This is a genomic window from Aminobacter sp. SR38, from assembly GCF_014843375.1.
Classification (GTDB): Bacteria; Pseudomonadota; Alphaproteobacteria; order Rhizobiales; family Rhizobiaceae; genus Aminobacter; species Aminobacter ciceronei.
Genome location: NZ_CP062119.1, coordinates 288990 through 313001 on the forward strand (window position 1 = coordinate 288990; position 24012 = coordinate 313001).

Genomic DNA, 24012 nt, shown 5'->3' on the forward strand with positions numbered 1-24012 from the left:
ATCCGCCAGACCCTGCCGCATCAGGTTGCGCTGCCCAATGATCTTTGCTGCATGGAAAACTACGACATCCTCGAGCGGTATTGCCGGCGCTTCGAACCCCGTCCAAGAACGCAGCAGGTCACCGCGAAATGGCCGAACGGCAAGCAGGAGGACTATCGGCTCTATTGCTTCGCGAGCCCAGCCGACGCTGACGTCTTTGCCGCCGAGTTCGGAGGCATTCACTTCGATCCTGCAAAGGACCGGGAGGGCGGCCGCGTTTACGGCGCCTGGCTGCGAACCGATGAGTGGAAGCCGATCGAGCGTTGCGGGCCCCTTCAGTTGCCGAGGTTCTTCCGTGAGTATGGCCGCTGATCACCCGCACCAGGGATGCTTGACGCTGGGCCTCAAGATGATCGCATAACCCTCTGCCAGCAAAACGTTTTCAGCCAGTCTCCCATCACTGAGCCTGATGCGGACCAGTTGCCGGCGGCCTGAGTGATCGGGTGCAGGCATACTCATCAAGGCTTCAGCGCGTCGGGTTCTGCCTTGTTCAATGCGCGGGTTTGCCACCTGTTCCAACAATCGTGATGGAAGACCTGGGCAGCAGCGTCAGCTAGTCCCGCGATGTCGCGACCACTCCGTTTTCACTGCTGCATAATCGACCGATGCAAGTCGCTTTTGCCACCTGATTGCCACGACCTTTCATCTATCAAGAAATTCTTGCTGGAGCTCTGTCGCTCCGTCGACTGCAAGAGAATGGATGACCGACGCCCTCGCTTGGAAGGTGCCTGATACAAGCGGTTCATGTGTCGCGTCAGGCAATTCTCCAGCTCTATTGCACTCATGAAATATGGCTCGGCACAGCAGGGCTCAGCCATCTCGCACACCTATCCAAGCGCTATCGAGAGCATGCCACGATAACCATCGACGCATCTCCAACTTGGCAGGACATCGCACGGATCAGCGATGTTGAGACGCTGGCACTTGCGCCTGCCGCTTGGGATCGGGTGGCATTCGCAAATCGGATCGTGGCGCGAATAGTTGAAAACGGCATTCGCGCCTATGGTGTGAATACCGGGGTTGGCGCGCTGTCGAACACGGTCGTCGAACCTGCCTTGCTGCAGCGACTTTCTCGCAACATCGTTTTCAGCCACGCTTGCGGGGTGGGGGATCTGCTGCCGGAGCGTAGCATCCGTGCCATCATTGCATCGCAGGTGACCAATTTTGCGCATGGCCATTCCGGAGTGCGACCAGAAGTCGTTCTCAACTTGCTGAGCTTCCTGGAGCGCAACTGCATCCCGGAAGTGCCGTCTCGTGGGTCGGCGGGATATCTCACGCACAACGCACACATCGCCCTGGTGTTGATCGGCGAGGGCAGGGCGTGCGTCGCAGGGCGCCAGATGAACGGACGTGACCCACTTGCCGCCATTGGACTTGAGCCGCTGGCACTCGGCGCCAAGGAAGGCCTCAGCCTGGTCAATGGTACGGCCTGCGCTACGGGACTTCTGTGCGTGGCATTGGCACGCGTCGAACGCCTGTTGCGCTGGGCCAATGCGGCGGCTGCCCTGACGCTGGAGGCCGCGGGCGGCCAAATGGCGGCCTTTGACGAGCAGGTCCTCGCCATGCGGCCGTCGCCCGGTATCGAGGCGGTCGGCGCAACGCTGCGCGGGTTGCTCGAGGGCAGCGGCCTGATCGAGGCGGCACGCGGGCAGCGCACACAAGATGCGCTCAGCCTTCGCGCTGTCCCCCATGTGCATGGTGCCGCACTTGAGGTGATGGAGCGCTCGGCACAGCTGGTCGACCGCGAACTGGCTTCCGTCACGGATAATCCTGCTGTCTCGGGTACGCTGGAAAACCCACTGGTCTTTTCGGAGGCGCATGCAGTTGCGCCCGCCTTGGGTCAGGCTGCCGACAGTCTGACGATCGCTCTGGCCCAGGTGGCGGCCATGAGCGAGCGACGCATCGACCGCCTGGTCAATCCGCTGGTCAACAATCTGCCGGCGTTTCTCGCCAGTGAGGGCGGCTGCAATTCGGGCTTCATGATCGCGCAGTATACGGCCGCTTCGCTGAGCAACGTGAACCGCCGCCTGGCGGCCCCGGCTGCAACGGACGGCGGTGTCACATCAGGCTTGCAGGAAGACTTCCTCGCCCATCCAACCGTTGCGGCCAACAAGCTGCTCGCGGTCATCGACAACGCCGAATACATCCTGGCAATTGAACTGATGGCGGCAGCCCAGGCGCATGACTTCCTGGCCGGCAACAAAGGGCGCGCCCCTCGAACAGATGCGATCTATCGCACCGATCGCGAGCACGTGGCACATTATGCAGACGACCGCCCGCTATCATGGGACATGGAAACGCTCCGCGATTTCATCCGCTCGGCGAATGTGCCCAACGGGCCGGCCAATTAGCCGGTATGCCCTGCTTGAACCGCTGAAGGCGAGACGTCGACCACCAGCTTGAACAGGCAGTCTCCCGGCTCGGCTAGTGCAGGAGCCCGTTGGCAGGCAACGAGACCCGACTGCGCGAAGTGAACAGACCTGGCAGGCTCGGACGGCCCAGCAATCGGATGGATTGTGCCCGCAAGATCTCCAGCCTCAACCTCGTCTCCCACCGCCACCGCAGGCTCGAATATCCCCCTGACCGGCGCATAGGTGAAGGCCTGCCTGCCATCGACCCGCATGGATCGTGTTGCTTCAGGCGGCTCGACGATGGCCTCGGGCAGGATGCCCATATGCTTCAGCACACGCAGTACCCCGTCGCGCGCGAGCGTTTCGCCTGCCCGTGACAGTGACGCGCCGCCGCCCAGTTCGGTCGTCAGGGCAGGAATGCCGAGCGCCTGGGCTGTCGCCGACAGGGTCGTGGCACCGCCGCCGCCCGAACCATCGCTGATCGAGCCGATGGGAGCGCCAAAGACATGCATGAGTTCGACGAGCCGTGCCGTCTCGGCTGCGGTCTTGCCGACGCGGATCAGGCAGCAGGGGAGATAGAGCAGCGAGGTGCCACCGGAATGCAGGTCGATGACGATGTCGGCGAGCGGCAGCAGCACCTCGGAGACATAGTGGGCGATCATCTCGGTCGGCGTGCCATTGGCGTCGCCGGGAAACATCCGGTTGAGATTGCCCTGATCGAGCGGCGACACGCGCCTGCCTGCGTCGACCGCGGGATAGTTCAAAGCCGGCAGGATGATGATGCGGCCGCGGAGCTCGCCGGCATCGAGCCGCCGGGCAAGCTTGCTGAGCGCCACCTGGCCTTCATACTCGTCACCATGATTGCCTGATATCAGAAGAGCGGTTGGCCCGACACCATTCCTGATGCAGATGATCGGGATAGGAATGGTGCCATAGGCGGAACGGTCGCTTGAGAACGGCAGTCGTAGGCAGGAGATTTGCTTGCCGTCCTTGTCGAAGTCGATGTCCGTCCAGATACGTGTGTCGTTTCCCACCGGTCCGTCCCCGTCAATGCAGCAGCGTGTGGAGGAAAGACTGGGCGCGGGGATGACTGGGTGTCGAAAAGAACGTCATCGGCGACGCCTGTTCGACGATGCTGCCCTGGTCCATGAACACCACCTGGTCGGCAACCTCCCGGGCAAAGCCCATCTCATGGGTGACGCAGATCATCGTCATGCCTTCCTGGGCCAGCCCGGTCATGACGTCGAGCACCTCCTTGACCATTTCGGGGTCGAGCGCGGAGGTTGGCTCGTCGAACAGCATCAGGCGCGGGTTCATGCAGAGCGCCCGCGCGATCGCCACCCGCTGCTGCTGTCCGCCTGACAGTTGTGCAGGGTATTTGTCGGCCTGTTCGGGAATGCGGACCTTTTCCAGAAAATGCCGCGCCAGGCTTTCTGCCTCCTTGCGCGGCATGGAAAGAACCCTGCGCAGTGCCAGCGTGCAGTTCGACAACACAGTCAGATGCGGAAACAGGTTGAAGCTCTGGAACACCATGCCGGTCTGCCGCCGGGCCACTGCTGTCTCCCTGGCATTGTCGCCCAGCCGGACCGTGCCCAAAGTCACGGTTCCCTGCTGGTAGGCTTCAAGCCCGTTGAGGCAGCGGATCAGGGTGGATTTGCCCGAACCGGAGGGTCCGCAGATCACGACGCGGGAACCGCTTGGGATGGTGAGGTTGACCTCCTTCAACACATGGAAGGCGCCATACCACTTGTTGAGCGAGGTGATCTGGACGGCAGGTTTGTCGTCTGTGAGGGTCATGAAGTACCTCTGTAATCGCTTGAAAGCAGCGATCTAAGTGTTTGGTTTCGTGAGGACGCGATTGGCCGCTGGAATACCGGCGTGTCGGCTATCTGGCTGTCGGCCCCATTAGCCTGACCTCGAGCCGTTTGATGGCTTGCGAGATGAGCAGTGCGAGGCCGAGGAAGATCAGGCCGGCGACCGTCAGCGGTTCGGCATAGCGGTAGGTCTCGGATGCGATGTCGAAGGCACGGCCCAGCATCTCCGGCACGGCAAGCACGGCCAGATAGGGTGTCGCCTTCAGGATCGAGACGAAGTAGTTGCCCATGGGTGCTGCGATGTTGCGCAGCATCTGCGGTGCAATGACAAAGACGGTCATATCGATCCTGCCGAGCCCAAGCGCCCTTGCGGCCTCGCCCTGGCCGTTGGGAATGGCATCGATGCCGGCCTTGAACACCTCCGCGAGATAACCGCTGTAATAGAGGCTGAGCCCGATCATGCCTGTGGCAAGCGCACCAAGGCGAATGCCATAGAACGGCAGGATGAAATACAGGCAGTAGAGCCAGACCAGCACCGGCGTTGCCCTGATGAAGTCGATCAGGAAGCGAACGAACAACCCTCCCGGCCCGCCGGAGCGGCGGATGAGTTCAAGGCCAAAACCGACTGCCGAGGCGCCAACACAGCTGGCTGCTGCCACCAGCAGCGTCATGCCAATGGCACTGAGGATGCTCGGCACCGTCGACAGCGCAAAGGCGATATCAAACTGCACGATACGCCTCCCTTGCCGGATTGATGCGCCGTTCCACCCAACGTCCGAGCAGTGCGACCGGGTAGCAGACGATGAAATAGGCGAGCAGCAGGGAGGTGTAGATCGGCACCGGGTCATACTCGATCTGGGAGATCTCCTTGGCGCGGAAGGTCATGTCGGTCAGCGTCACCAGCGAGACAAGCGATGTCGCCTTCACCAGCTGGATGAGCTGGTTGATGAAGGTCGGACTCATGGCAACGAGTGCCTGGGGCAGTTCGATGCACAACAGGATGGTGGACCGCGACAGCCCAAGCGCGTGGCCAGCTTCCTTCTGGCCACGGTCGAGTGCCTGCAGGCCGGCTCTCACCGCCTGGCTGGCATAACCGCCAATGTTGAGCCCCAGCACCATGGCACTGACAGTCATTGCCGACAGCGCCAGTCCGGCGAGGGGAAGGGCGTAATAGAACACGAACAGCAGGATGATGACGGCGGAGCTGCGCCAGAACTCGATGACCGACGTCACCACAAACCGCGCCGGGCCCGTGGTCATGTATTGGGCAACGCCAAAGATGAGGCCGAAGGGGATGGCAAAGACAAGGCCATAGAGCGTCACCAAAGCGGTGACGCGAAAGCCCTGCAGGATGCCGAGCCAGATCTCGAGGATGCTCATTTGCCGGCACCAGCCGTACCGCAGAGCTTCTCGACGGTGACGGTATCAGGCACGACCTCGGTCTCGCCAAAGCCATATCTGGCCATGACCTTGGTCACCGTGCCGTCCTTCGTCAGTGCCACAAGCCTTTCATCCCACAGTGCCCGCAAATCCCCGTCCTCGCTGCGGAAGGCGACGGCGGCATAAGTTGCCTGTTCGTCTGTCGTGACGAAGGGTGTCGCACTCTCCAGTCCCTTGAGCTTGCCGCTGGCAAGCAGGCCGATCACGGTCGGCGACGACAGCACCGTCACATCGATGCGGCCGGAGCGCAGGGCCGAGATGTTCGCCTCGATGTCGGGGAACAGCAGCATGTTGCTTTCGGGCACGCCGGCGACAGTCGCATTCCTGACCGACACACTGCCGCGGCCGGCACCCATGATGATCTCTTTGCTGACGATATCGTCAAAGCCATGGATCTGTTTTGGATTACCAGTGAGCACGATGGCCGCATCGTGGACCTTCAGATCGGGGGAGCCGAAGGCAACCTGCCGGCAGCGCTCAGGCGTGATGGACAGACCGGAGGCCACCGCATCGAAGCGGCCGGCCAGCAGCCCCGGGATCAGGGCGCCGAACTCGGTGACCCGGATGTCGATCTCCTTGACGCCAAGTTCGGCAAAGGCAGCGCGCAACAGATCAGGATGCCATCCCTTTGCCTCGCCGGTGGCTTCATCGCGAAAGCCCCATGGCGTCCGGTTGTGAATGCCGATGACGATCTTGCCTTCGCGCAGCACACGCTCCTTCGTCGTCTCGGCAAAGGCCGCACCACCTGGCAAGGCAACGATCAGTGCGAGCAAAACGCACCACATGAATGCAAGCCGCAGGCGTACAGAACTTCCGAAGGTCATTTCTCTCTCTCCCATTGTTGTAAAAGATGCCTGCCCACCCGCCGCTCCAGGGCACGCCTGATGTGTGGCCGCGTGGCATCGCCTGCCTCGCCTCCGGCGATCCTGCAGTGCGTTCAGCTTCGCTGTTGATGGCTATCGCGGGCTATGGTGCCGTCCGGCATGGATGCGCGAAGGCGGTTCGTCTCGCCGTCCAGGCCGCGATCCTCAGCGCGCTGGCGCCGGCTGTCCGCCGGCAGCGCGCTCGCGCCGCGGTCACCCAATGCCTGGAGATCCGCCAGTGCCGACTGTACTTGCGGCCAGGGGAATGCCGATGTGTAGCCCATGTTCTCCCCACCGCCGACGATGATCTTCAGCTTGGCGATCACCCCGGCAAGTGATTGGGCGGGAGTGGCGGCGACAGCGTCGAAGATCTCTTCTTCGGCCTCAACGGCCTGCGCCTCGGCAGCACGGGCTCGTGAGTATCCGAAGTCCCGGTCGAGCTCGTCCCAACGTGTCTGGAGATCTGCTGGCTGCGGTGTGCGGTGCCCGTCGTTCTCAGCTCCAACGCGTGGTTCAGAAGCCCTCAGGGCATTCCTGATCCTTATCTCCAGACGCTGCTGCAGCCGGCACAAAACCACGGCCATGTGGTGTGCTTGTTCCCATTCCTGCAGAAGGACCACGCATGGGTCGATGGCGCCAAGCAAACGCGCAGCGATCTTCTCGGCCGGTCTCACGCCAAGCGAGCTGTCACCTTCCGCTTCGTCATCCACAGCACAGCTCTTCCTTCGTCCCCCTTGGGTGACGAAAGGCAAAGCTGTGGTATTGTCGGAATCAGCCATGATCCGAGCTCCAACCAGCTAGGGTTTGGTCAGGCCGAGTAGGTGTTCCAGCAACTACTCGGCCGTCTACAGAGCCAAGTTCTTATACAAATTGATTGATGTCAATCGGAATGTTTAGTTGAAATCGCCAGTTTTGACGATGGAGCAGTGCCGGGGCGCTCGCGCGATGCTTAGCTGGAGCCAAGAGGATTTGGCTCAGGCGGCAGATGTATCTCGACAAACAGTGGCAGACTATGAACGGGGTGCTCGGGTCCCTATCTCGAACAACCTCAAGAGCATGGCTCAGGCCCTAGAGAAAGCTGGTATCGAATTTCTGCCTGATAACGGAATTCGATTTACACGAAACCGGCCCGTGTAATCGGGCGTGATCCCGTGCATCTGCACGAAAAACGGCCCAAAACCTGACTGTCCGTACGGCTTCTGCTGTTCGCCCCGACCACCAATCGCTCATAAGCGTCAGTCGCGAGCACGCGCAGTTTACAACTGACTCGTCAGCAGGATACGCGCCAACTGCGGCTTTGGGCGGGGTGGGGGTGAGCTGCAGCTGGCGCTAAGCTCATGAGTTGCCTTGGGGGGGCGGCAGGAGCCTGACTGCAAAGTAGACAGAGCTAACGCAACGTCAAGCAACGCCAGCGTGTCTGGCGGAGACCTACCGCAACTAGCGAATGCCTCGGCTTTTTAGCCCTAATGATCTCGCGCTGCGCCTTCCGCTTCTCGTAGACCTGTACTCGAACTAGAACTTTCGGACGTAAATTTCCGGCTGCAGGCAGGACCTCGATCTTGATGGCCAGCTGTTACCACCGATGGAACCAGAGTTGGTATCTTGGCGGTCTGACTACGCCTTAGTCTTCCTTCCGGCTTTTTTCACAGGCTTCTTGTCCCCAGGCTTTCGACCGAGGCCGAACTGCTTCGCCAACTCTGAGCGCCTGGCCGAATACCCGGGAGCTACCATGGGGTAGTCAGAGGGCAGGGACCACTTGGAACGATATTGGTCAGGGGTAAGCCCCACAAGACCAAGATGCCGCTTCAGGGTTTGATATTTCTTCCCGTCTTCCAGGCTGATGATGTACCTGTCCGTGACAGTCTTCTTGATGGGCATCCGGGGTGTTGGCCGCTCTTCCACCGGCGTCGCCGGAGTGCCGAGCGTGCTGATGCTGGAATGGATTTGGGCAATCAAACCAGGCAGTTCTCCGGCCGGGACTGGATTGTTCGAAACATAGGCGGCCACGATATCGGCAGTGAGCTCAATCAGCTGACTATTGGGCTTCAGCAATACTTCGGTCATCACAATACCTCGGGAGAGTACTCGGCTACCAAGCTCCGGTAGCGGAATTTTGCCCACAACGAAACCCGGGCGCTCCAAAAAGCACGAGCTCGGCGGCCGTTGGACGTCCGGTTTGCGCCTTCACTTCTGCCGTTCACAACGCCATGGGCGGTTCCCGAAAGCTGCCACTCCACCACAGATGGTGAACTTCAAGGATCCAGCCGACGCCGCAGCCACGAGAACGGCGCGAACATAGCAAAGACTGCGTATCCGAGGCCGCGCGTTGCCGAGCGGATTACAAGCGGCGCGCGCTTCCATGATACAGGCACGAGGCGCCCTTCTGGCGTGAAATGCTCCAGAGGATGGGTCAGGAAATTGTGCCACAGGCCACCATCCGCAATCTGCGCGCGGAGATTCTCGGGAAGAAAAAAGTCTGAGTGTTTGAAGGTTGGCGCGCAGACATTGATCGTCGTTCTCGCGGTATAGCCGACCCTCCCGCCAGGGCCGGTGCCGGGAATGGCGAACTGGGCGACCTGCACCGGTTTGTCCTTCCCGCCGACATGATTAAGCACGGCCTCCACACGGCCATTTTCGATTAGACTGTCCCAGTCGAAATCAGGGCGAATGACACTGCCCGCGGTGATGACACGCCCGAATTTCAGATCTTCGAAATCCGGGTTGGTCAGCACCATCGACAGCAGATGGGTACCGAAGCTGTGGGCAATGATGTCGGGGCGGGGAGGACGCTGGCTTGCTTCTGCCTGTGCGATCGCAATGCGCATTCGCTCGCCAAGTCGTTTCGCTAGCTTGCGGTGGAGCCAGCAAACCAACACATCGATCGTCACCCAGCCGTATTTGTATATGAGTACCGGTGCGGAGTACCGAAGCCTATTGGCAATTTGCCAGCTGAATTCCTCCTGCCATTTGGCGCGGCTGTTCATGCCGTGCACGACAATCATCCACCTGATGTCGCGGCTAGTCTCGCCCGCAAGTTGGTAGAAGGTCTCGGTGATGACCTCGACGCCCTCCTCACGATAGTCCGTCAGACAGTACGGGCATGCAGAGTAAGGGGCGCCTGCGGGACTGAGGACCTTCTTGCATTCGGGCATTGGGCACCGAAAGGCTTCGATTTTCTTCAGTCCGCCCGACTCAATGGCCTGGTCGAGAAATTCGCGAAGTGCCTCGTCTTCAGCCGCGGTGCCGACCGCTTGGGCGAACTGCGCCAGGGTGAATTCTAGCCCGTCGCCTTGTTCGAGGCGTCGAGCGATCTCCGCCTTCCAGCCTCGTTCGGGTGCCTCGGGCGGGTTCATGACTGGCTATTGTAGCCCCAAAGCAGCTTGAGGATCTGCGAGACGTCCTCGCGCTTGCATTGCGCCCAGATTCTCAGCCGCGCCTCGCTACCATAGACTTGGACTGCGAGACGCCGGCTCGTTCCATCCTCCTCGGCAGCGAAATGGAGCATCCCCTGCGCTCTGTCGAATTTGCTCGTATCGACATTGTGTAGGACCACGCGAACTGGCTCGACTGCGTCAATGCCGCCATCAGCGAGTGTGGAGGCGACTTCGACATAGCCTGCGTCGAGCTCGAAGCGCGCAGAGTGCGTGCCCTTGCTTTTGGTCGCTGCGATCTTGACGGCCTGATTAAGTGGAATCCGCGAAAAGGGAGCATCGGGGCAACCGATCGTGGTCAGGACAGCGCGCACATCCTCAAAAACCTGGCCATGGTCGATCTCGGTGTTGCGATGGATCAGGATGGCGCAATAGGGATCGCCAAAGTTCCAGGTATATCGAACGATGCTGCGATCGAATCGCTGGCGATAAGCGTCGAACCGGTACCGATCGAGCCCCTCTTCCTCCACGAAATCCTTCGGGCGCCAGCGATTCCAGCCTTCCTTGTTCTGGTGCCAGACCATCGACAGGCCGCCTGCATCGAGAGTGATTTGCTTGAGTTGGAGCGCGTCGGGAAATTCAAGGCTGGTTACTGCATTCAGAGCGCCAGAATGCGGGCTGGCAGCAATGCCGCCAGCGAGATTTGCAGCATCAACTACTGGGGGCTCGACCAGATAGAGGTGCTGATCGCCCCAGCCTTCAATTTCGGCTAGCCAGGCTTCGAGCATATTTTGAGAAAGGAGATCGGCATCTATCGCGGCTGCAAGATTATTCGAGAAATCATCTTTAGTGGTGCCGATCTTGGCACCACTGCTCCGCAGCAGCTCTTTGATGAAGATGTTCCCTTGAGCAACGACGATCTTGTTGGCCAGCTGCTTGAGCTGAGCCTTCGTCAGCTGATTATCTGCCATGTCCCCCTCCAAGCCGGCACTGTGTTCAGCAGCACAGCAAGCTTTGGAGTCCACTTTACTGTCACATTATCCGATCGTCACTAGCCAGGCGCTTTGCCGGTTGTACTGTCACCTCCAGCCCTTGACGCTCGGAGGACAGGGTGTCCGTTAAATGCGAACGTTCGACAATGCGCCGCCAATGTCGCCGTTCGCGAATTTTATCGGTGATACCGTAAGCTGCCATCTTCTTTACAAGTTTCAGACCGCCTGATCCGATTGTGCGTGCGCCGTCGCGAAGGTGATGATGTCGGCGTCCAGCCCAACCACGGCGCTTCGATGCGCGACCGACCGTAAGTCAATATTCGCGACAGTTACGCGGGGTGCACCAGCGACGGCACGAATGACCTGGGCCAGCACAATCGCCGCTGCCGTAACGCCGACGAAAGGCGCGCCCACGGCGACGTCGGCGAGAAGCGTAAGGCCGCATTCGTCCAGTTCGCCCCTTTTCCGCAACCCGACATAGGCGGGCTGATTCTTGAGTTTGGCAGTACGGCTGATGCCGCTGTCCGCTCCATCGATCTGCGCGGCCGTCGGCCAGATCGCGGAAGAACGCTGTGTCGCCGGGAAGCTATGCATCCGGATCAAGCGGAAGTCCTCGGCGCCGTTGCCGAGGCCAGCCTCGATCACCATCGGGAAACCAGCTTCGTCGAGGATCCGTCGCGCATCTGGATTGTCGACACCGCACAATGCCAGTCCGGGCTCCTTATCGGATCGACGGAAGTCGGCATCGAACCGGCGCTCGATAATGGCGGTGTCGAACCCGCGCTGCTCGGCCCAGCGCGCGCAGATCCGAGTCTTGCGGCGGCCTTGATCTGCGCTGGTGGTGAGCAGCGACGTGCTCTTCGTCGACTCGCCCGCGCAATCCACATCTTGGAGGAAGATCCGGACGCTGCCGCGATCGGCAAACGGCAGCATCCCCATCGCCCAAAGATAGGCCTGGCCGAGATGGCCGAGCCCGATCAGCCAAAAATCGGACGGCAGGTCCGCAACCATGGGGCCGTCGCTGCGCGAATTCGTCCAGTCCGCCTCGTCATCAATATCCCAAAGCGATAGGCCGACGCTGCGATGCCCAGCGAGCGGTTCGTCATTCAGATGCGCGAAAACCTCGGCAACGGCAAGGGCTCCAGCCAACATGCCCGACAACGCAAACTCGGCGCGTTCCGCCATCCTCGCGCTTGCCAGCGGTATCGCGGCGGCGCGCCATCCGTCGAATGTCGTTCTAATGGCGAAATCCGCCGGTCCGGTCGCGACCGTCCCGCCGATGGCGACAAGCGGCGTACCCGGGGCGTGTGCTGCCACAGTCCCGCCCAGTTCGACCACGACATCAGCCAGAGTTGCTCCAGCCGCGATCGGAACCAGCAGGGGCACGTCCAGCGTGCCTTCGACCGTCACGCCGCCGAGAAAGGTCCGCACTCCGCAATTGAGCGCGGTGAGCAGCGTCGCCTGATGAGTTGGGCTCGCCGCGGCCTCCGCGTCGATCGTCAGATGCATTGTGAAGGTGGAAAGTTTGGCGATCGCGTCCTCGACACTGGCGGCGGCGCCTGTGTCGAGGAACAGTTTCGCCGTGCGGTTTAGCGTATCGATGATTTTGTCGCCCATGATTAAGCCAGTTCGATCTTGAGAGAGGAACGCAGGAACCTCGGCGTGATCCGGTCCCAGGAAAAATTGCCGCGGTAGCGATAGAGGCCGACTGCCTTCAACTGCACCGGATCGGCGGCAAAGTCCGGGATGATCATCGCCACATGCCCAGGCTCGGCGATCATCGGGTGCCGGCGATCGGACTCGCTCTGACCCGCGCCACCGGGATGGGTATGCACGTCTGCGATGACGGCCAGGCCCGAGCGGCGGCAGATCGCCCAGAGGTCGGCCATGCAGGCGCCATCAATGACGATGATCCCGGTATCGAAGGCATGCGGGTCGATTTCGTCATAGAAAACGATCGCGGAAACACGGCGTGGCTGGCCGGGCGGACCCAGCAGAAACGCACCGCTTTCGCGGATATCGCGGCCGCGCGCTCGCAAACCGTTCAGCAAATCCGACCAGATTGGTGCCGGGATCGACAGCTCAGGCCGCCGCGCGAACAGCCGCCAGATGCTGGTGAGAGGCCAGAAGGTCATGGATGATCTCCAGATAGTGAATGATGCCGCGTGACGGCGGCCAGGCTTTTTCAGGATGCTGCACCAGCCATTGCTCGTGGCCGGCGAGCGCCAGCCGGTCGCATGGCAGGTATAGCGCTGCGGCGTTCCAGTTCGGGTTGAAGGCCGCCGCTACCCGGCCCGTACCCCGCGGCCACCGATTGCTGACGAGCGGAGCATTGGCCTCCAGATCCCACGGCCTCGCATTGGGCAATGCCGCGGGATAGCCCCGGAGGTCGAACCGGAACGCCCAGTCCGTGCCGTCATGCGCGCGCACGGTGATGATCGGGTGCGGCCAGTCGATACTGACGAGCCGCCACTGCCCTTTCGCTTCGCCGATCTGGAAGTCCGGGCGTTCCACGTGGTTGCGGAACGCCCGTTCGTCGGCGCCGATGACCGGCTCCATCAGCCCTGAACCAGCTGCTTGCGGACGAGGTCGAACTCGATCGCGCAGCCATCCGTCTTCAGGCTGCCCAGGTGCGCATTCTGCGGCGGCTGGATACGCGTGCCGCTGATCTGAAGCACATGCTCCTGGGCCTCGGCCTCGTCGAGACCGGCCTTCTTGGTAGCCCACTTGGTGACGCGCTTGATCGTCGTGCCGGGCGCGAACTTGTGGTTGAAGGTATCGGCCTTGTAGTTGACCGCGACCTCAATCTGGCGGCAGCGGTGGAGGCGGAAGATCGGGTTATCGTGACCATGCAGCGGACGGTCATGGGCCAGGGGCTCGTCATTATCTTCCTTGAAGACAAGCATTTCGGCGATGTTGGGATAACGGCCGGCCAAGCTGGCGATGAGCGTCTTCACGAGCGCGGCTTCCGCCAGCTCGAAGCGCTCGAGAGGTTCGCCTTCGATGGCGGCAAAGATGATCGTGGCCATTGTGTGCTTTTCCTTTCGATGCCGGGCAGCCGATTGCTGCCTCACCCAACTGATCGGGTGAGGCGGGCCAAAAAGGAAAAATCTGCGGAGAAAAAACTGGTGGTCTCCCGCGCCAGCCGTCAGGCCTGCACCAGCCCTCCAGGGGACGGGCAGACGAACAGGTAAGGGCAGCGGGGGCATCGGAAATCGCTGGTGATTGCGGGATATTTGCCCGCACTGATGTCGTCGATCGCGGTTTCGCAGTCCGCAATGCGCTTGTTGTACTTCGCTGCCGTCTGACCGATCTCGAGCACGGATTCGCCGAGGAGATAATGATTCTCGACGCGCGCGCCGGCGCCCAGCGTCTCGCGGGTCGCCTTCAACAGGATTGTCGCGGACAGGCGATCGGGGTCGCCGCTGGAGGGCTTTCCCGAGCGCAGATTGCGAACAACAAGTTTTCCGTCAATCTCGAATATGCGATCGGCCAGTGCGCCGATGGCATTGCCGCCAATTGTCGTCGTGAGCTCGCCCGGACGCGTGGCCGTGCCTGCTGCCGCGACATGAAGCCTGCCGAGCATCGACATCACGAGCCGGCGATAGGCGTCGCCGAACGCATGCTTGGCCAGTCCGCTGGCGGCCCAGGCTTCATCGAAAATGCGCTCTGCCTCTGCAGGATCATAGGCTTGCGCATCGTCGAGATCGCGGGCATAGCGGATCACAGCCTGGATGCAGCCATGGGCATCGAGATAGGCCCCGGCGCGCGTTCGACGCCGGAGATTCAGAACTCGCTCATAGTAGAAACGTCGGGGGCATGAGGAGAAGTTGTCGATGTCACGCGCCGTTAGGTCCGTCGGCGGCGGCGGTAGGAGAATTGGATTGAGTGCCGCGACCGGGTGAGTCCGCGGCACTGGAACCGCTGCGACGGCAGTCGTCATCGTCACCCACTCCAGGAACCGCGACGGGCTTGCATTTCGCGATCCCCGCCGAGACGGCCTGTAAAGCCTCAAATGCGTTTTGGCACGCGACAGCGCGACAAACAGGATGCACTCTTCTTCGGCTTCGTGCGCGTCCTCATCCTGGACCTGGAGGATCATGCCCGTAGGGGGCGGACAGACGGGCGGACGGTTCGCCGATGGTATCGAGCCGGCGTACAACCCCGGTAAATGAACCGCTTCGAACTCAAGGCCCTTGCTGGCATGCACGGTCATCAATCGGACGCCATCGAGTTCGTCGAGCTCTGCTGGAAGCTGGCGCAAATCGCGCTCATCGGCGAGCAGGATCATGTGCCTGATCCGATCGAGGGCACGCCGGATGGGCGTACCGCTGCCTTGAACCGGCATGTTGCGCAGGCAGTCGATCAATTGCCGTACCGCGACCCTGCGCATTTCGTCGGACGGTGCCTGGCCAGACAGCACCGTGCGGAGATAGTCGCTGCGATCGAACAGATATTGGCTGACCAGCAGCCACGGCGTGGTGCCTTGTGTTACTCCATGAAGATGCTGAGCCAACTTCTGAAGGCCGGCACGTCCTGCCGGCGACAAATCGCTGAGCTGTTCAAGTCGCCTGAGCAGGTCGAATGCGCGTTGCTCGGTGGTGCGTGCGTGTTCCAGAAGTGCCACGGCGTCGTTCTGAGGGATGGCATAGTCGGGAAATTCGGCGACACGGATGAGGCTCGTGCCGCTGTCGTCCGCAATGAGCGAGAGCACGCACAGCAAATCGCGCACTTCGGGGCGTTCGAACAATGGCCCGAGATAAAGTACCGGGATGCCCCGAGCTTCGAGTTCGTCCGCGAAACGCGCAAGATTGCCGTTGCTGCGCGACAAGACGGTCTGGTCTCGCAGCGCTACGCCCGCCGCCTCAAGTTCGCGGATCGAGCCGGCGAGCGCGTCCATTTCCGCGATGTCATCGGTGGCCGCGAGCAAGCTAGGCGCGGTCTGACTCGGCCCGCGGGTCGCGGTCAGCGCCGCAGCACCTGCATAGCGCGAGACGCTCATCGTCGAAGCGAAGCGCGAATAGGCGTTCACGATTTCACTCGTCGAGCGATAGTTTTCGGATAGGCTGTCGCGCTGCCCGCGCGGATATTCCCGTTGAAATCGCGCGATATTCGATGCCGACGCCCCACGGAAGCGGTAGATTGACTGCCGCGCATCGCCGACGACCCATAGGTTTTCACCTTCCTCGCCGACGAGTTCGCGCACGAGCATGGCGCTGGCTAGGTTGATGTCCTGATATTCGTCAACATGGACGTGCGTGAAGCGGCCCCGCATCAAGGCGCCGAAATCCTTGTCCTCGCGCATCATCATGATCGGGCGCATAATGATGTCGCCATAGTCAATGGCCTTTTCCTCTTCGAGGCGGCGTTGGTAGTGCGCATAGACCGTCGCCACTTCATCTGCCTTGGCTGCAGCAAGGCGTTCTTCGTCGGTGGTGGCATTCGTGCGCATCGCTGCCGCAAGCGCGGCATATTGATCGGGCGTGCATAGCTCATCCTTGGCCCGTGAGATGGCGCGCAGAATGTCGCGCAGCGCCAGTGCAGGTTCGTACAGATTGAGGTAGTGGGTCAGGCCAAGCGCTGGCAGCGCTTCCTCCAGCATCGCGACGCTTTCGCTTGAATCAACGATTTTCGGATCGGCTGGCAGACCGAATAGTGTGTGATGCTTGCGGATCGTATCGAGACCAAAGGCGTGAAATGTCCCGGTCCAAATATTCACGACTTGACCGCCGGCGACAGCTTCGACGCGTTCCGCAAGCTCCAGCGCCGCCTTGTTCGAGAACGTAAGAGCAAGGATTTTTCGCGCCGGCACACCCTTGCTGAGCAAGTCAGCGATGCGTGAGACAAGAGTCTTAGTCTTACCAGTACCCGGGCCGGCACTCAGCAAATAGGGCGGCCCGCGGTGATCGACGGCGCGCTTCTGAGCTTCGTTACAGGCGGTTTCGGGAGGGCGGGGCGTCCGCGGCACGTCTGGGAGGAGGTCCGGAAGCAATAGTCCGTCCGCCAGTTGCTGTAGAGTTGTCTCATACGGAACGCCGAGAAGTCCGGCGATCTGAGTGGCATTCCGTCCCTCGAAATAGAGGCGCTTGGCGGTCGCGCGCGGCAGAATGAACTCACGCGCGAACGTGTTTGCTTGGGCCTCACGCCGCTCCTTGATCCCATAAGTCTCGATGCGTTGATTGGGATCGCCACCGTTAGAGGCTGCGCGCGGATAGAAGCCAACCTCGGGTCCGTCATGTAGCTCGAAATGTCCGATCTCGTGCGCGACGACCTCAGCCGATCGCTCGACACCGAGGTCATTACGGTACAGGACCTGCTTGAACCTGCGTTCCAACAGACCGTGTGCGCCTTCGAGCTCCGGATCATCCGCCGCGAGGGGCCGCAACTTGAGCTTGCGATGGCTCGCCGCCGCCTGGATCGCATCTGTCGCGGTGGTGAGATCGGTTGCCCCGATTTCGGCCCGCAATCGGTGAGCTGCGATTCGGACGGCGGCGAAACCATCCATGTCAGGCGGCCATATCCGGAAACCAGAAGCGCTTCTGCGAGAGGTCGAGCGTCGATGATTTGACGGCTGCTTCGAAACTGACCTTACCGGGCGCAGTCCGGCCTTGCGGCGCGAAATAATCGGCGCCCGCCGCTGCTGGCACTCCGTCGAGGAAAGCGTGGAGCGCCGATGGCGAGCTCCTCAATTCGTCCGCGAGCCAGACGAGCAGCTGGCCTGGTATTGTACCGACATCAATCAGGCACCGGCACAGCTTGCGCAATATGCCCGTATCGATCCGGCAGTTGGCCGCGATCCGGTCAATGTCGTCAGAGTCCATCGCATCGAACGGATCGGAAGCCTGCGATTGCACCGGCGCCCAGAAGCGCTCGAGAATTGAATGATGATTGCGCGCCGTGCGCTCACCTGTCGGATCCTCGTCGCCAAGATCGCTCCCTTCGGACGCGACCCATTCGGCCACAAAGGCCAAGATATCTCCACGAAACGCGGGGTTCAGCGCAGCAAATCGCAGCACATCTTCGCGGGTGGCATCGTCCTCCAACATTTCATGAAGTGTCGCCAGGACGTCGTCGAGCACTTCCGCGCTCTGAAGTTTCTTGGTCATGGTTCAGGTCCTTGTCTCGCGCGCTTTGTCGCGCGCTTGCTTGATGAGATATTTGACCTTCGTGTCCGAGCAGCCCATCGCGACTGCCGCTTCGGCGTACGTCAATCCCATCGCGTGGATGTGCCCCACCGCGATCCGTTCTTCGTCGGTCAGTAGGGCGTAGATGCTCTGGAGCTCAGCCTTGACCGCAGCGAGCGGCGTCCCCGCGCGCCCGGCACGAGCGGCAAGGGCATCAGCGATTTCTTCTGTGCTCACCTCGGCATCAGGAGGTGCCAAATCCTCACGGGAGATCTCTGTCGCCACGCGTAGCTTCATCTTCGAGCGGGCCGTCAGGTAGAGCCGCTCGGCACCGAGCTTGAAGCTGCATTCGAAGATGTCGAGATCATTCTCTTGAATGAGTTCGAGCACCTTGCTCTGGACCATGGTGTGAGCGCGCTCGCGGAAATTTTCGGAGAGGTCGCGCAGAATGCGATCGCCGGAGCGCTCGAGCCGCGAGAAGAACGCGACCACCATAGCGTCATATTGCGGGGTTGGCCGGTTCGGCCGGAAGTTGCGAATGAGATAAACGAGTGTCTGCGGCCTTGTATGGCCTGATGCCGCGAGGCGAAAGGCATCATGCAAGGGCAGGGCAAGCGTCGCTTCTATCTCCTCTTCGACGGCAGGCGGTCGCTTATAGACTTTTTGCTTCTTACTGACCTTGGCAAGCGGCTGCACGATGCTGTTTCCTAGTTCATCGGCCATCGACTGCTCACCTGATCGGATTGGGAGTGGGAAAAAGGGAAAAATAATTCTGCGGTTGGGATTATTCTAGATTTATCGATTGGACGCGGCAACGCCGAGGCCTCCCTAATGGGTACGCGAACTCGCGATCGATCCAGGCAACCGGCGTCGACTCACTTGGATAGATTCACAAATATTGCGTCATCCGGCCACCCCTCCATCTCACTCTCAAGCCGAAGGGAGATAATGAGCAGCGATGTCCGAATAAGAAACCAGAATGGAGCTTAAGGTGCGAGGCTCGCCTTGCTCCAGGTAGATCGGGCGTTCGGGTTCGCGTTCGCCTGCAGCAATGCCCGCGGCATGGATGGCGTCGACAGCCGCGGAAGCAAAACCTCCTGTGACATCGGCGAAATTTGATACCGTGAGCCCGACCAACCGGATCGGCTTTTCCGTTATCAGCGAGTTCGCGCGCCAGACCGTTCAGCGTCTCTCGGCTGCGGATCAGCTTATCGGTCGGCAATCCGAGAGTCCGGTTCTATAACCTTCAAAGCTGAAAGCTGCCTGGCAGCAAACGGCCCCTTGGTCGCCCAAACGGTTCCCACAGCGCCAGTTGAGCGCTCAAACCGGCGAGGGGTCTGCAAACTGCGCCTGCTATGGGATGTCGTAAGTGGTTACGTGAGGCATCGCCCCGTACGGCGCCCTCAACCTCGCCAGCTCAAGCGCGTGCCGTCGAGCTGCTATTGATTGGGCTTTGGCGGATTCTCGAAAGGATTCGGAAGCTTGAAAGCGTCCGCACGAAGTGCAGTCGACAGCCAAATAGTCACCGGTCGCAGCGGGCCCCTTCTTGGCCCCATTTCTACAAATCGGGCAGACAATCTTGCCTGGTGCCATTTCATGGTTCCCCCGAGGTCAAATGACAGCAAAGCAGATATCACGATCACCAGCAAGTCGTGCGGACTTCACTGCAAGGTGCCGAGGCTCGAGCCTGGCTCTGCTCGCACGGCCTAAAGGCGCGAGCAGCCTGCCGGGGAAAGAAGTGCGCTCGGTCTATTTGCTTGGAATGACCATTTATGGTGTCGCGTGACGTTAGTGGCCTCCAGTCGATGTTGCTCATCGGTGGAACAAAGCTCGAGCTTTTGAACGCCCAGCATCATGATGGTATAGTGACTTCGTTCGGGGTCCAACCTGCCTTTATGGCCATGTCCATCAAGCCTTGGATCGACGGCTCTAATGCGAGGCGACAGTCAGAGGAATAGAAGGGGTCAGTGCTCACACGAGCAGGTGAATTGATTACGGCTTTCCTCATTTGCCTCCCTCAGTCGTCCCCCACCCCCCTGAACGAACTGTGCGAATAGGCGGGAGGCGCCCGAAAGCCTAGGGACAAATGGCCTCCTGCAGGGCTGATCCTCACGTAGACACCGCCCGGTCACAGATCCTCCCCGGGCCAAATGCAGTGAAGGTAGTGCAGGTCGCCGTCGGTCTCGTGCTCGGCGTGCAGCGAAAAATCGGGCGTACCGCCGCCAGTCGCAACGGCCAACACCGGGCTCCGCCATCACTGACACTGCCCATGTCGGCACGTCGCTAGGCGCGGGATGTGTCCCCCAGGAAATCGGTGGGCTTCAGCGCGATGTCGGCGAGCGTGTACCGATCAAGGGTGCTCTGGAACGACAACAGCGCGTCGTGCAGCATGGTGGAAAGTTTGCAGCACCGTGTGATTGTGCACTGGTTCCCGGTAGCGAAGCACTCGACCAGTGCGAAATCCGGCTCTGTCAACCGGATGACGTCGCCGATCCGGATGTCTTCTGGCCGGCGACCGAGTTTCAACCCACCAGACCTTCCGCGAACCGCGACAAGATAGCCAGCGCGTGTCAGCCTGTTGGCCACCTTGTTGAGATGCGTTTTCGACACACCGAAGGCGCGCGCTGTCTCTTCGATGGTGAACAGCTGATCCCCCGCCGACGCCGCAAACATAAGCATTCTGAGCGTGTAGTCGGAAAAATTCGTCAGTCTCATTTCGATCCAACCTTCACCGCGTGCCTGCTTGCCGATTGTCCGGCAGCTTACAGGCTTTCGGCCGTGATCGGCTCTACGGTCAAGGTGCTTTCACCGCGATTGTGAGCCAGGGCAAGGCGGAAGGAATGCGCGATACGCAAAGCCCGTTCCATGAACAGCGCCGCGATCTCCGGCGGACAGAGACTGATGACGGTTGCGCGAAACAGACTAAGCCATCGCCGGAAATGCTGTTCGCCCAGGCCAGGAAGGGTCAGGTGTGGTGGGAGCGGGCGGCCGTCGTAACGGCCGGTGCGAAGCATCAAAGATGACCAGAAGTCACACATTTTCGTCAGGTGTGGTGGCCAGTCATGCGGCGCAATCGCCTTGTTGAACAGCGGTGCGAGCAGGGCGTCGCTCCGAATCTCGGCGTAGAAGCCATGAACCACGTCGCGGATTATCTGCTCATCCAGCTGTCCGGGCAGCACGCGACCGTCGATGACGATCGTTGTTTCACGTTTTGTGTCTTCGGTCATGCTGGGCTCCCGCCGTCAGCGAGCCTGGTGCGGCCCTTTGTCGTCCATTTTTGACGTCTGTTCAGGCTTCACGATGCAGATTAAAACATATATCGTCAATGTATGTTTATGTCGCACAGCGTCGCCGCGATGAAGGAAACTGGATGAAGCTCGAGCCTGACCAGAGCGGAGACTATGTCCTGGAGCCAAGGTTCCTGGCGCAGCGGCTTTCCATTGAAGAGCACGAACTTCAACGACGAATGCGCCTCGGCCTCGTAACCAGCATGGTGGAGTGCGGCATCGACGGCGACAAGGGCCTAAAGCGCCTGACCGTGCGCAATCGAAACTCGGTCTGGCGTGCAATCGTCGATGCCGACAACCGCATCGTCAGTGAGGAGTCCTTCGAATTGGGACAAGCTTCGGCGGTGGCAAACTGACACCACCACGCTCCTCCGCAGCTGCAACAAGCGCCGTTCACTCAGAAGCAGGAATGAAATCATGAACGATCAAGATTCAGGCAGTACGCTCGTGCCCATGCTGGTTGCCGGTCTGGTGCTGGTAACCGTCGGCTATGCGGTGATCATGATGTTCGTATGAACCGTCATCGGAAGTCAGGAGGGCTGGTGCGATCAGCGCGACAAAGTGCGCCGGCTGTGTCCCGTCGCGTGGCCGTGTCGAGCCCTCCACGGATACCAGTCGCCAACGGCCCAGTCGTGTACACTTGCAACCGCGCGATCGCCTCTCGCCTGTGCGTCTGCCGGGAATTGGAACGTCAGCTAATTTAAGAAAGCAGCGCATAAAGTGCAGACATCGGCACGTCCGACGGGACGACAATGCCGGGCGATGTCGGAGCAAATTCGCGGCCATTTCGCTCGGTTAACCAAACAGTGTTGAGGAAGGCTGGCGGGGACACCAGAGCCTGACATTCAGTGTCGATCGCTGCTGCCATACGAAATGCTGATTACGCGAAGAACGGATCGTGCCGGGTGCAACGCCTCGAATGGAGGCGCCGGCCGTTTGTCCAGCTACTCGGCAGGGTTTTCGGCCGAAAATTGGAGTTTCTGTCGTGACTGGGTCTGCGAGGCGCTTATCTCGGCGTGGCAGCAGCCGCCGAGATAGCATCGGCGACGCGATGGACCTCTGACAATTGAAGGACGCTGGTGGCGACGCGAACGGAGCTGGTTGGCTTCGTCGAGAACCTGGAGCCTGCACTGACGGCGATTCCGCGCGAGGCCAAGGTTATCAGCGCGTAGTTCTCCGACTCCACCGGAACCAGAACGCTCAGCCCGTCGCCTGCGTTGATCTCCAACCCGTGCTCGTACAAGGCCCCCGCCAGAGCATGTCGGCGCTCACGGTAGGCCGCCCGTGCCCGGCGCACTACATTTTCGGTTTCGCCATCCTGCAGGAGCCAGGACGTGGCAGCCTGCAGGATGCGGCTCGTCCAACCGGCGCTGAAGCTCCGATATGATTGGATCTGTTCTACAACGCTCGCGGAGCTCGACAGTACGGCCAGTCTCAAATCCGGCCCCAACGTCTTCGAATATGACAGGATATGGATGACACGGTCCGGAAAGCGCCGCCCCAACGAGTCGGTTGCCGGCATCAGCCAGGCGATCCTCGACTCGATGAACTCCGAGTCGCTGATGGCGGTGCCCTTCTTCGTGCTCGCCGCAGCCTTCATACGCGGCGGCGGCATCGCCAAGGCCCTGATCGAGGTGGCGGCTGCATGGCTGGGTCGGCTGCCCGCCGGGCTTCCGATTGCAGCGCTCGCCGCCACTGGTGTGTTCGCGGCGATTAACGGCTCGTCCGTTGCTACCGCCATGGCGATGGGTTCGGTGGCGATCCCGGCGCTCGTCGAGCGCGGCTATCCTCGCCAGTTCGCCGTTGGACTCACTGCCGCTGCCGGAACGCTGGGCATCCTGCTGCCGCCAAGCCTGCCGCTTGTGATCTACGGGCTGATTGCCGAAACCTCGATCCCGCGCCTATTCCTGGCTGGCGTAGTGCCGGGGCTTTTGATGCTCGGCATGTTTATGGTCGTCGCATTCCTCGCTTCGCGGAGGCTCCACATGACGCCCGAACCGTTCCCCGGCTGGCGAGACTTCAGTCGGGCAAATATCGCGGCGCTGCCAGCTCTAACGATCCCGGTCCTGGTGCTGGGCGGCATCTATGGCGGCTTCGTCACGGTTACCGAATCCTCTGCGCTCGCCGCTGTGCTATCGCTGGCTATCAGCATCCTCGTCTATCGAGCCATTCGTATGCGCGAGGTGCCGGCCCTGCTAACGGGAGGCATGTCGCAGACGGCCGCTGTGCTTATCATCGTCGCCGGCGCGACTCTGCTGTCCTACTGGATCAGCCGGTCCGGACTGCCTGCCGACTTCGTGCGCTGGGTGGTTGGCCTCAACTTGGAGGCGTGGCAGTTCCTTGTGCTGATGACGATCGTGTTGATCGTCCTTGGAACGGTGCTGGAAGCCTATGCGACCATTCTCATGACCGTTCCGCTGACGCTGCCGATCCTCGACGCTCTCGGCATAGACCGGGTTCACTACGCCATCGTCGTCGTGGTCACCATCGAAATCGGGCTGCTGTCACCGCCGGTTGCTATGAACCTTTTCGCCGTTTCAGAAGTATCTAAAGCACCTATCGGCGAGGTGATGCGCGGCGTCATGCCCTATCTCGTCGCAATGCTCCTGTTGCTAGCTTTGCTGATTGTCTTCCCGCAGATCGCGCTTTGGCTGCCCAACGCGGTGTTTGGATAATGAATTGGAACAAATTTGCCGATGGTTCGCCTCCGCGGTGACGGTCGGCTGCCCGC

The 24012-nt window shown here is 60.8% G+C and carries 24 protein-coding genes; 5 read left to right on the forward strand and 19 right to left on the reverse strand.

Annotated features, from left to right (window positions below):
• Window positions 1–51: 51 nt before the first annotated feature.
• Both IG197_RS34670 and hutH read left to right on the forward strand, forming a co-directional pair.
• A complete protein-coding gene (locus tag IG197_RS34670; RefSeq protein ID WP_192321479.1) occupies window positions 52–351 on the forward strand; it encodes a hypothetical protein in 300 nt (99 codons plus the stop codon).
• Window positions 352–896: 545 nt separating this feature from the next.
• Window positions 897–2390: a histidine ammonia-lyase gene (gene hutH / locus IG197_RS34675; protein ID WP_246765555.1), complete on the forward strand. Its 1494-nt coding sequence runs from the start codon at window positions 897–899 to the stop codon at window positions 2388–2390.
• Here hutH and IG197_RS34680 read toward each other — a convergent pair.
• The 6 genes from IG197_RS34680 to IG197_RS34705 all read right to left on the reverse strand — a co-directional run bounded on the left by IG197_RS34680 (window position 2387) and on the right by IG197_RS34705 (window position 7286).
• Complete coding sequence (locus IG197_RS34680; protein WP_192321481.1) at window positions 2387–3424, reverse strand: succinylglutamate desuccinylase/aspartoacylase family protein; 1038 nt, start codon at window positions 3422–3424, stop codon at window positions 2387–2389. The two genes, hutH and IG197_RS34680, sit on opposite strands and share 4 nt — an antisense overlap.
• A gap of 13 nt (window positions 3425–3437) precedes the next feature.
• Window positions 3438–4187 (reverse strand): amino acid ABC transporter ATP-binding protein, encoded by a 750-nt coding sequence (locus IG197_RS34685; RefSeq protein ID WP_192321482.1) that lies wholly within the window; start codon window positions 4185–4187, stop codon window positions 3438–3440.
• 88 nt (window positions 4188–4275) lie between these two features.
• Entirely contained in the window at window positions 4276–4935 is a 660-nt protein-coding gene (locus IG197_RS34690; RefSeq protein ID WP_192321484.1) for an amino acid ABC transporter permease, read from the reverse strand.
• Window positions 4925–5584, reverse strand: a complete 660-nt coding sequence (locus IG197_RS34695; protein ID WP_192321486.1) for an amino acid ABC transporter permease — start codon at window positions 5582–5584, stop codon at window positions 4925–4927. Before IG197_RS34695 ends, IG197_RS34690 begins: the two co-directional genes overlap by 11 nt.
• Entirely contained in the window at window positions 5581–6468 is an 888-nt protein-coding gene (gene ehuB / locus IG197_RS34700) for an ectoine/hydroxyectoine ABC transporter substrate-binding protein EhuB (protein ID WP_246765531.1), read from the reverse strand. The genes IG197_RS34695 and ehuB overlap by 4 nt, the downstream gene beginning before the upstream one ends.
• A 113-nt stretch (window positions 6469–6581) precedes the next feature.
• Window positions 6582–7286, reverse strand: a complete 705-nt coding sequence (locus tag IG197_RS34705; RefSeq protein WP_192321488.1) for a hypothetical protein — start codon at window positions 7284–7286, stop codon at window positions 6582–6584.
• A 166-nt stretch (window positions 7287–7452) separates the two neighbouring features.
• On the opposite strand from IG197_RS34705, the gene IG197_RS34710 reads away from it, so the two are divergent.
• Window positions 7453–7644 carry a helix-turn-helix transcriptional regulator gene (locus tag IG197_RS34710; protein WP_246765556.1) on the forward strand — a complete coding sequence of 64 codons (192 nt, stop codon included), beginning with the start codon at window positions 7453–7455 and terminating at the stop codon, window positions 7642–7644.
• A gap of 477 nt (window positions 7645–8121) precedes the next feature.
• On the opposite strand, the gene IG197_RS34715 is transcribed toward IG197_RS34710, so the two are convergent.
• The 12 genes from IG197_RS34715 to IG197_RS34770 form a co-directional block, all read right to left on the reverse strand.
• Window positions 8122–8571 (reverse strand): MucR family transcriptional regulator, encoded by a 450-nt coding sequence (locus IG197_RS34715; RefSeq protein WP_192321489.1) that lies wholly within the window; start codon window positions 8569–8571, stop codon window positions 8122–8124.
• A 188-nt stretch (window positions 8572–8759) separates the two neighbouring features.
• Window positions 8760–9860 (reverse strand): hypothetical protein, encoded by a 1101-nt coding sequence (locus IG197_RS34720; RefSeq protein ID WP_192321491.1) that lies wholly within the window; start codon window positions 9858–9860, stop codon window positions 8760–8762.
• A complete protein-coding gene (locus IG197_RS34725) occupies window positions 9857–10849 on the reverse strand; it encodes a hypothetical protein (RefSeq protein ID WP_192321493.1) in 993 nt (330 codons plus the stop codon). Before IG197_RS34725 ends, IG197_RS34720 begins: the two co-directional genes overlap by 4 nt.
• Window positions 10850–11086: 237 nt before the next feature.
• Window positions 11087–12487 (reverse strand): thiamine biosynthesis protein ThiF, encoded by a 1401-nt coding sequence (locus IG197_RS34730; protein ID WP_192321494.1) that lies wholly within the window; start codon window positions 12485–12487, stop codon window positions 11087–11089.
• 2 nt (window positions 12488–12489) lie between these two features.
• Complete coding sequence (locus tag IG197_RS34735; protein WP_192321496.1) at window positions 12490–13005, reverse strand: Mov34/MPN/PAD-1 family protein; 516 nt, start codon at window positions 13003–13005, stop codon at window positions 12490–12492.
• A complete protein-coding gene (locus IG197_RS34740; protein WP_192321498.1) occupies window positions 12953–13429 on the reverse strand; it encodes a hypothetical protein in 477 nt (158 codons plus the stop codon). The genes IG197_RS34735 and IG197_RS34740 overlap by 53 nt, the downstream gene beginning before the upstream one ends.
• Window positions 13429–13899, reverse strand: a complete 471-nt coding sequence (locus IG197_RS34745; protein WP_192321500.1) for a hypothetical protein — start codon at window positions 13897–13899, stop codon at window positions 13429–13431. Before IG197_RS34745 ends, IG197_RS34740 begins: the two co-directional genes overlap by 1 nt.
• Window positions 13900–14018: 119 nt before the next feature.
• A complete protein-coding gene (locus IG197_RS34750) occupies window positions 14019–17375 on the reverse strand; it encodes a UvrD-helicase domain-containing protein (RefSeq protein ID WP_192321502.1) in 3357 nt (1118 codons plus the stop codon).
• A gap of 1 nt (window position 17376) precedes the next feature.
• On the reverse strand, window positions 17377–17976 hold the full coding sequence (locus tag IG197_RS34755) for a hypothetical protein (RefSeq protein WP_192321504.1): 600 nt from the start codon (window positions 17974–17976) through the stop codon (window positions 17377–17379).
• 3 nt (window positions 17977–17979) lie between these two features.
• Window positions 17980–18717, reverse strand: coding sequence for a sigma factor-like helix-turn-helix DNA-binding protein (locus IG197_RS34760; RefSeq protein ID WP_192321506.1), 738 nt, complete (start codon window positions 18715–18717; stop codon window positions 17980–17982).
• Between the two features lie 1560 nt (window positions 18718–20277).
• Window positions 20278–20709 carry an Rrf2 family transcriptional regulator gene (locus IG197_RS34765; RefSeq protein ID WP_192321508.1) on the reverse strand — a complete coding sequence of 144 codons (432 nt, stop codon included), beginning with the start codon at window positions 20707–20709 and terminating at the stop codon, window positions 20278–20280.
• A gap of 47 nt (window positions 20710–20756) precedes the next feature.
• A complete protein-coding gene (locus IG197_RS34770) occupies window positions 20757–21221 on the reverse strand; it encodes a group III truncated hemoglobin (RefSeq protein ID WP_192321510.1) in 465 nt (154 codons plus the stop codon).
• Window positions 21222–21364: 143 nt separating this feature from the next.
• Here IG197_RS34770 and IG197_RS34775 point away from each other — a divergent pair, with 143 nt between their 5' ends.
• The gene (locus IG197_RS34775; protein WP_192321512.1) at window positions 21365–21637 is read left to right on the forward strand and encodes a DUF6522 family protein; all 273 of its coding nucleotides are present in this window, start codon (window positions 21365–21367) and stop codon (window positions 21635–21637) included.
• 650 nt (window positions 21638–22287) lie between these two features.
• On the opposite strand, the gene IG197_RS34780 is transcribed toward IG197_RS34775, so the two are convergent.
• The gene (locus IG197_RS34780) at window positions 22288–22881 is read right to left on the reverse strand and encodes an aminotransferase class I/II-fold pyridoxal phosphate-dependent enzyme (RefSeq protein WP_256441292.1); all 594 of its coding nucleotides are present in this window, start codon (window positions 22879–22881) and stop codon (window positions 22288–22290) included.
• Here IG197_RS34780 and IG197_RS34785 point away from each other — a divergent pair.
• A complete protein-coding gene (locus tag IG197_RS34785) occupies window positions 22844–23956 on the forward strand; it encodes a TRAP transporter large permease (protein WP_246765557.1) in 1113 nt (370 codons plus the stop codon). The two genes, IG197_RS34780 and IG197_RS34785, sit on opposite strands and share 38 nt — an antisense overlap.
• Window positions 23957–24012 lie beyond the last annotated feature (56 nt).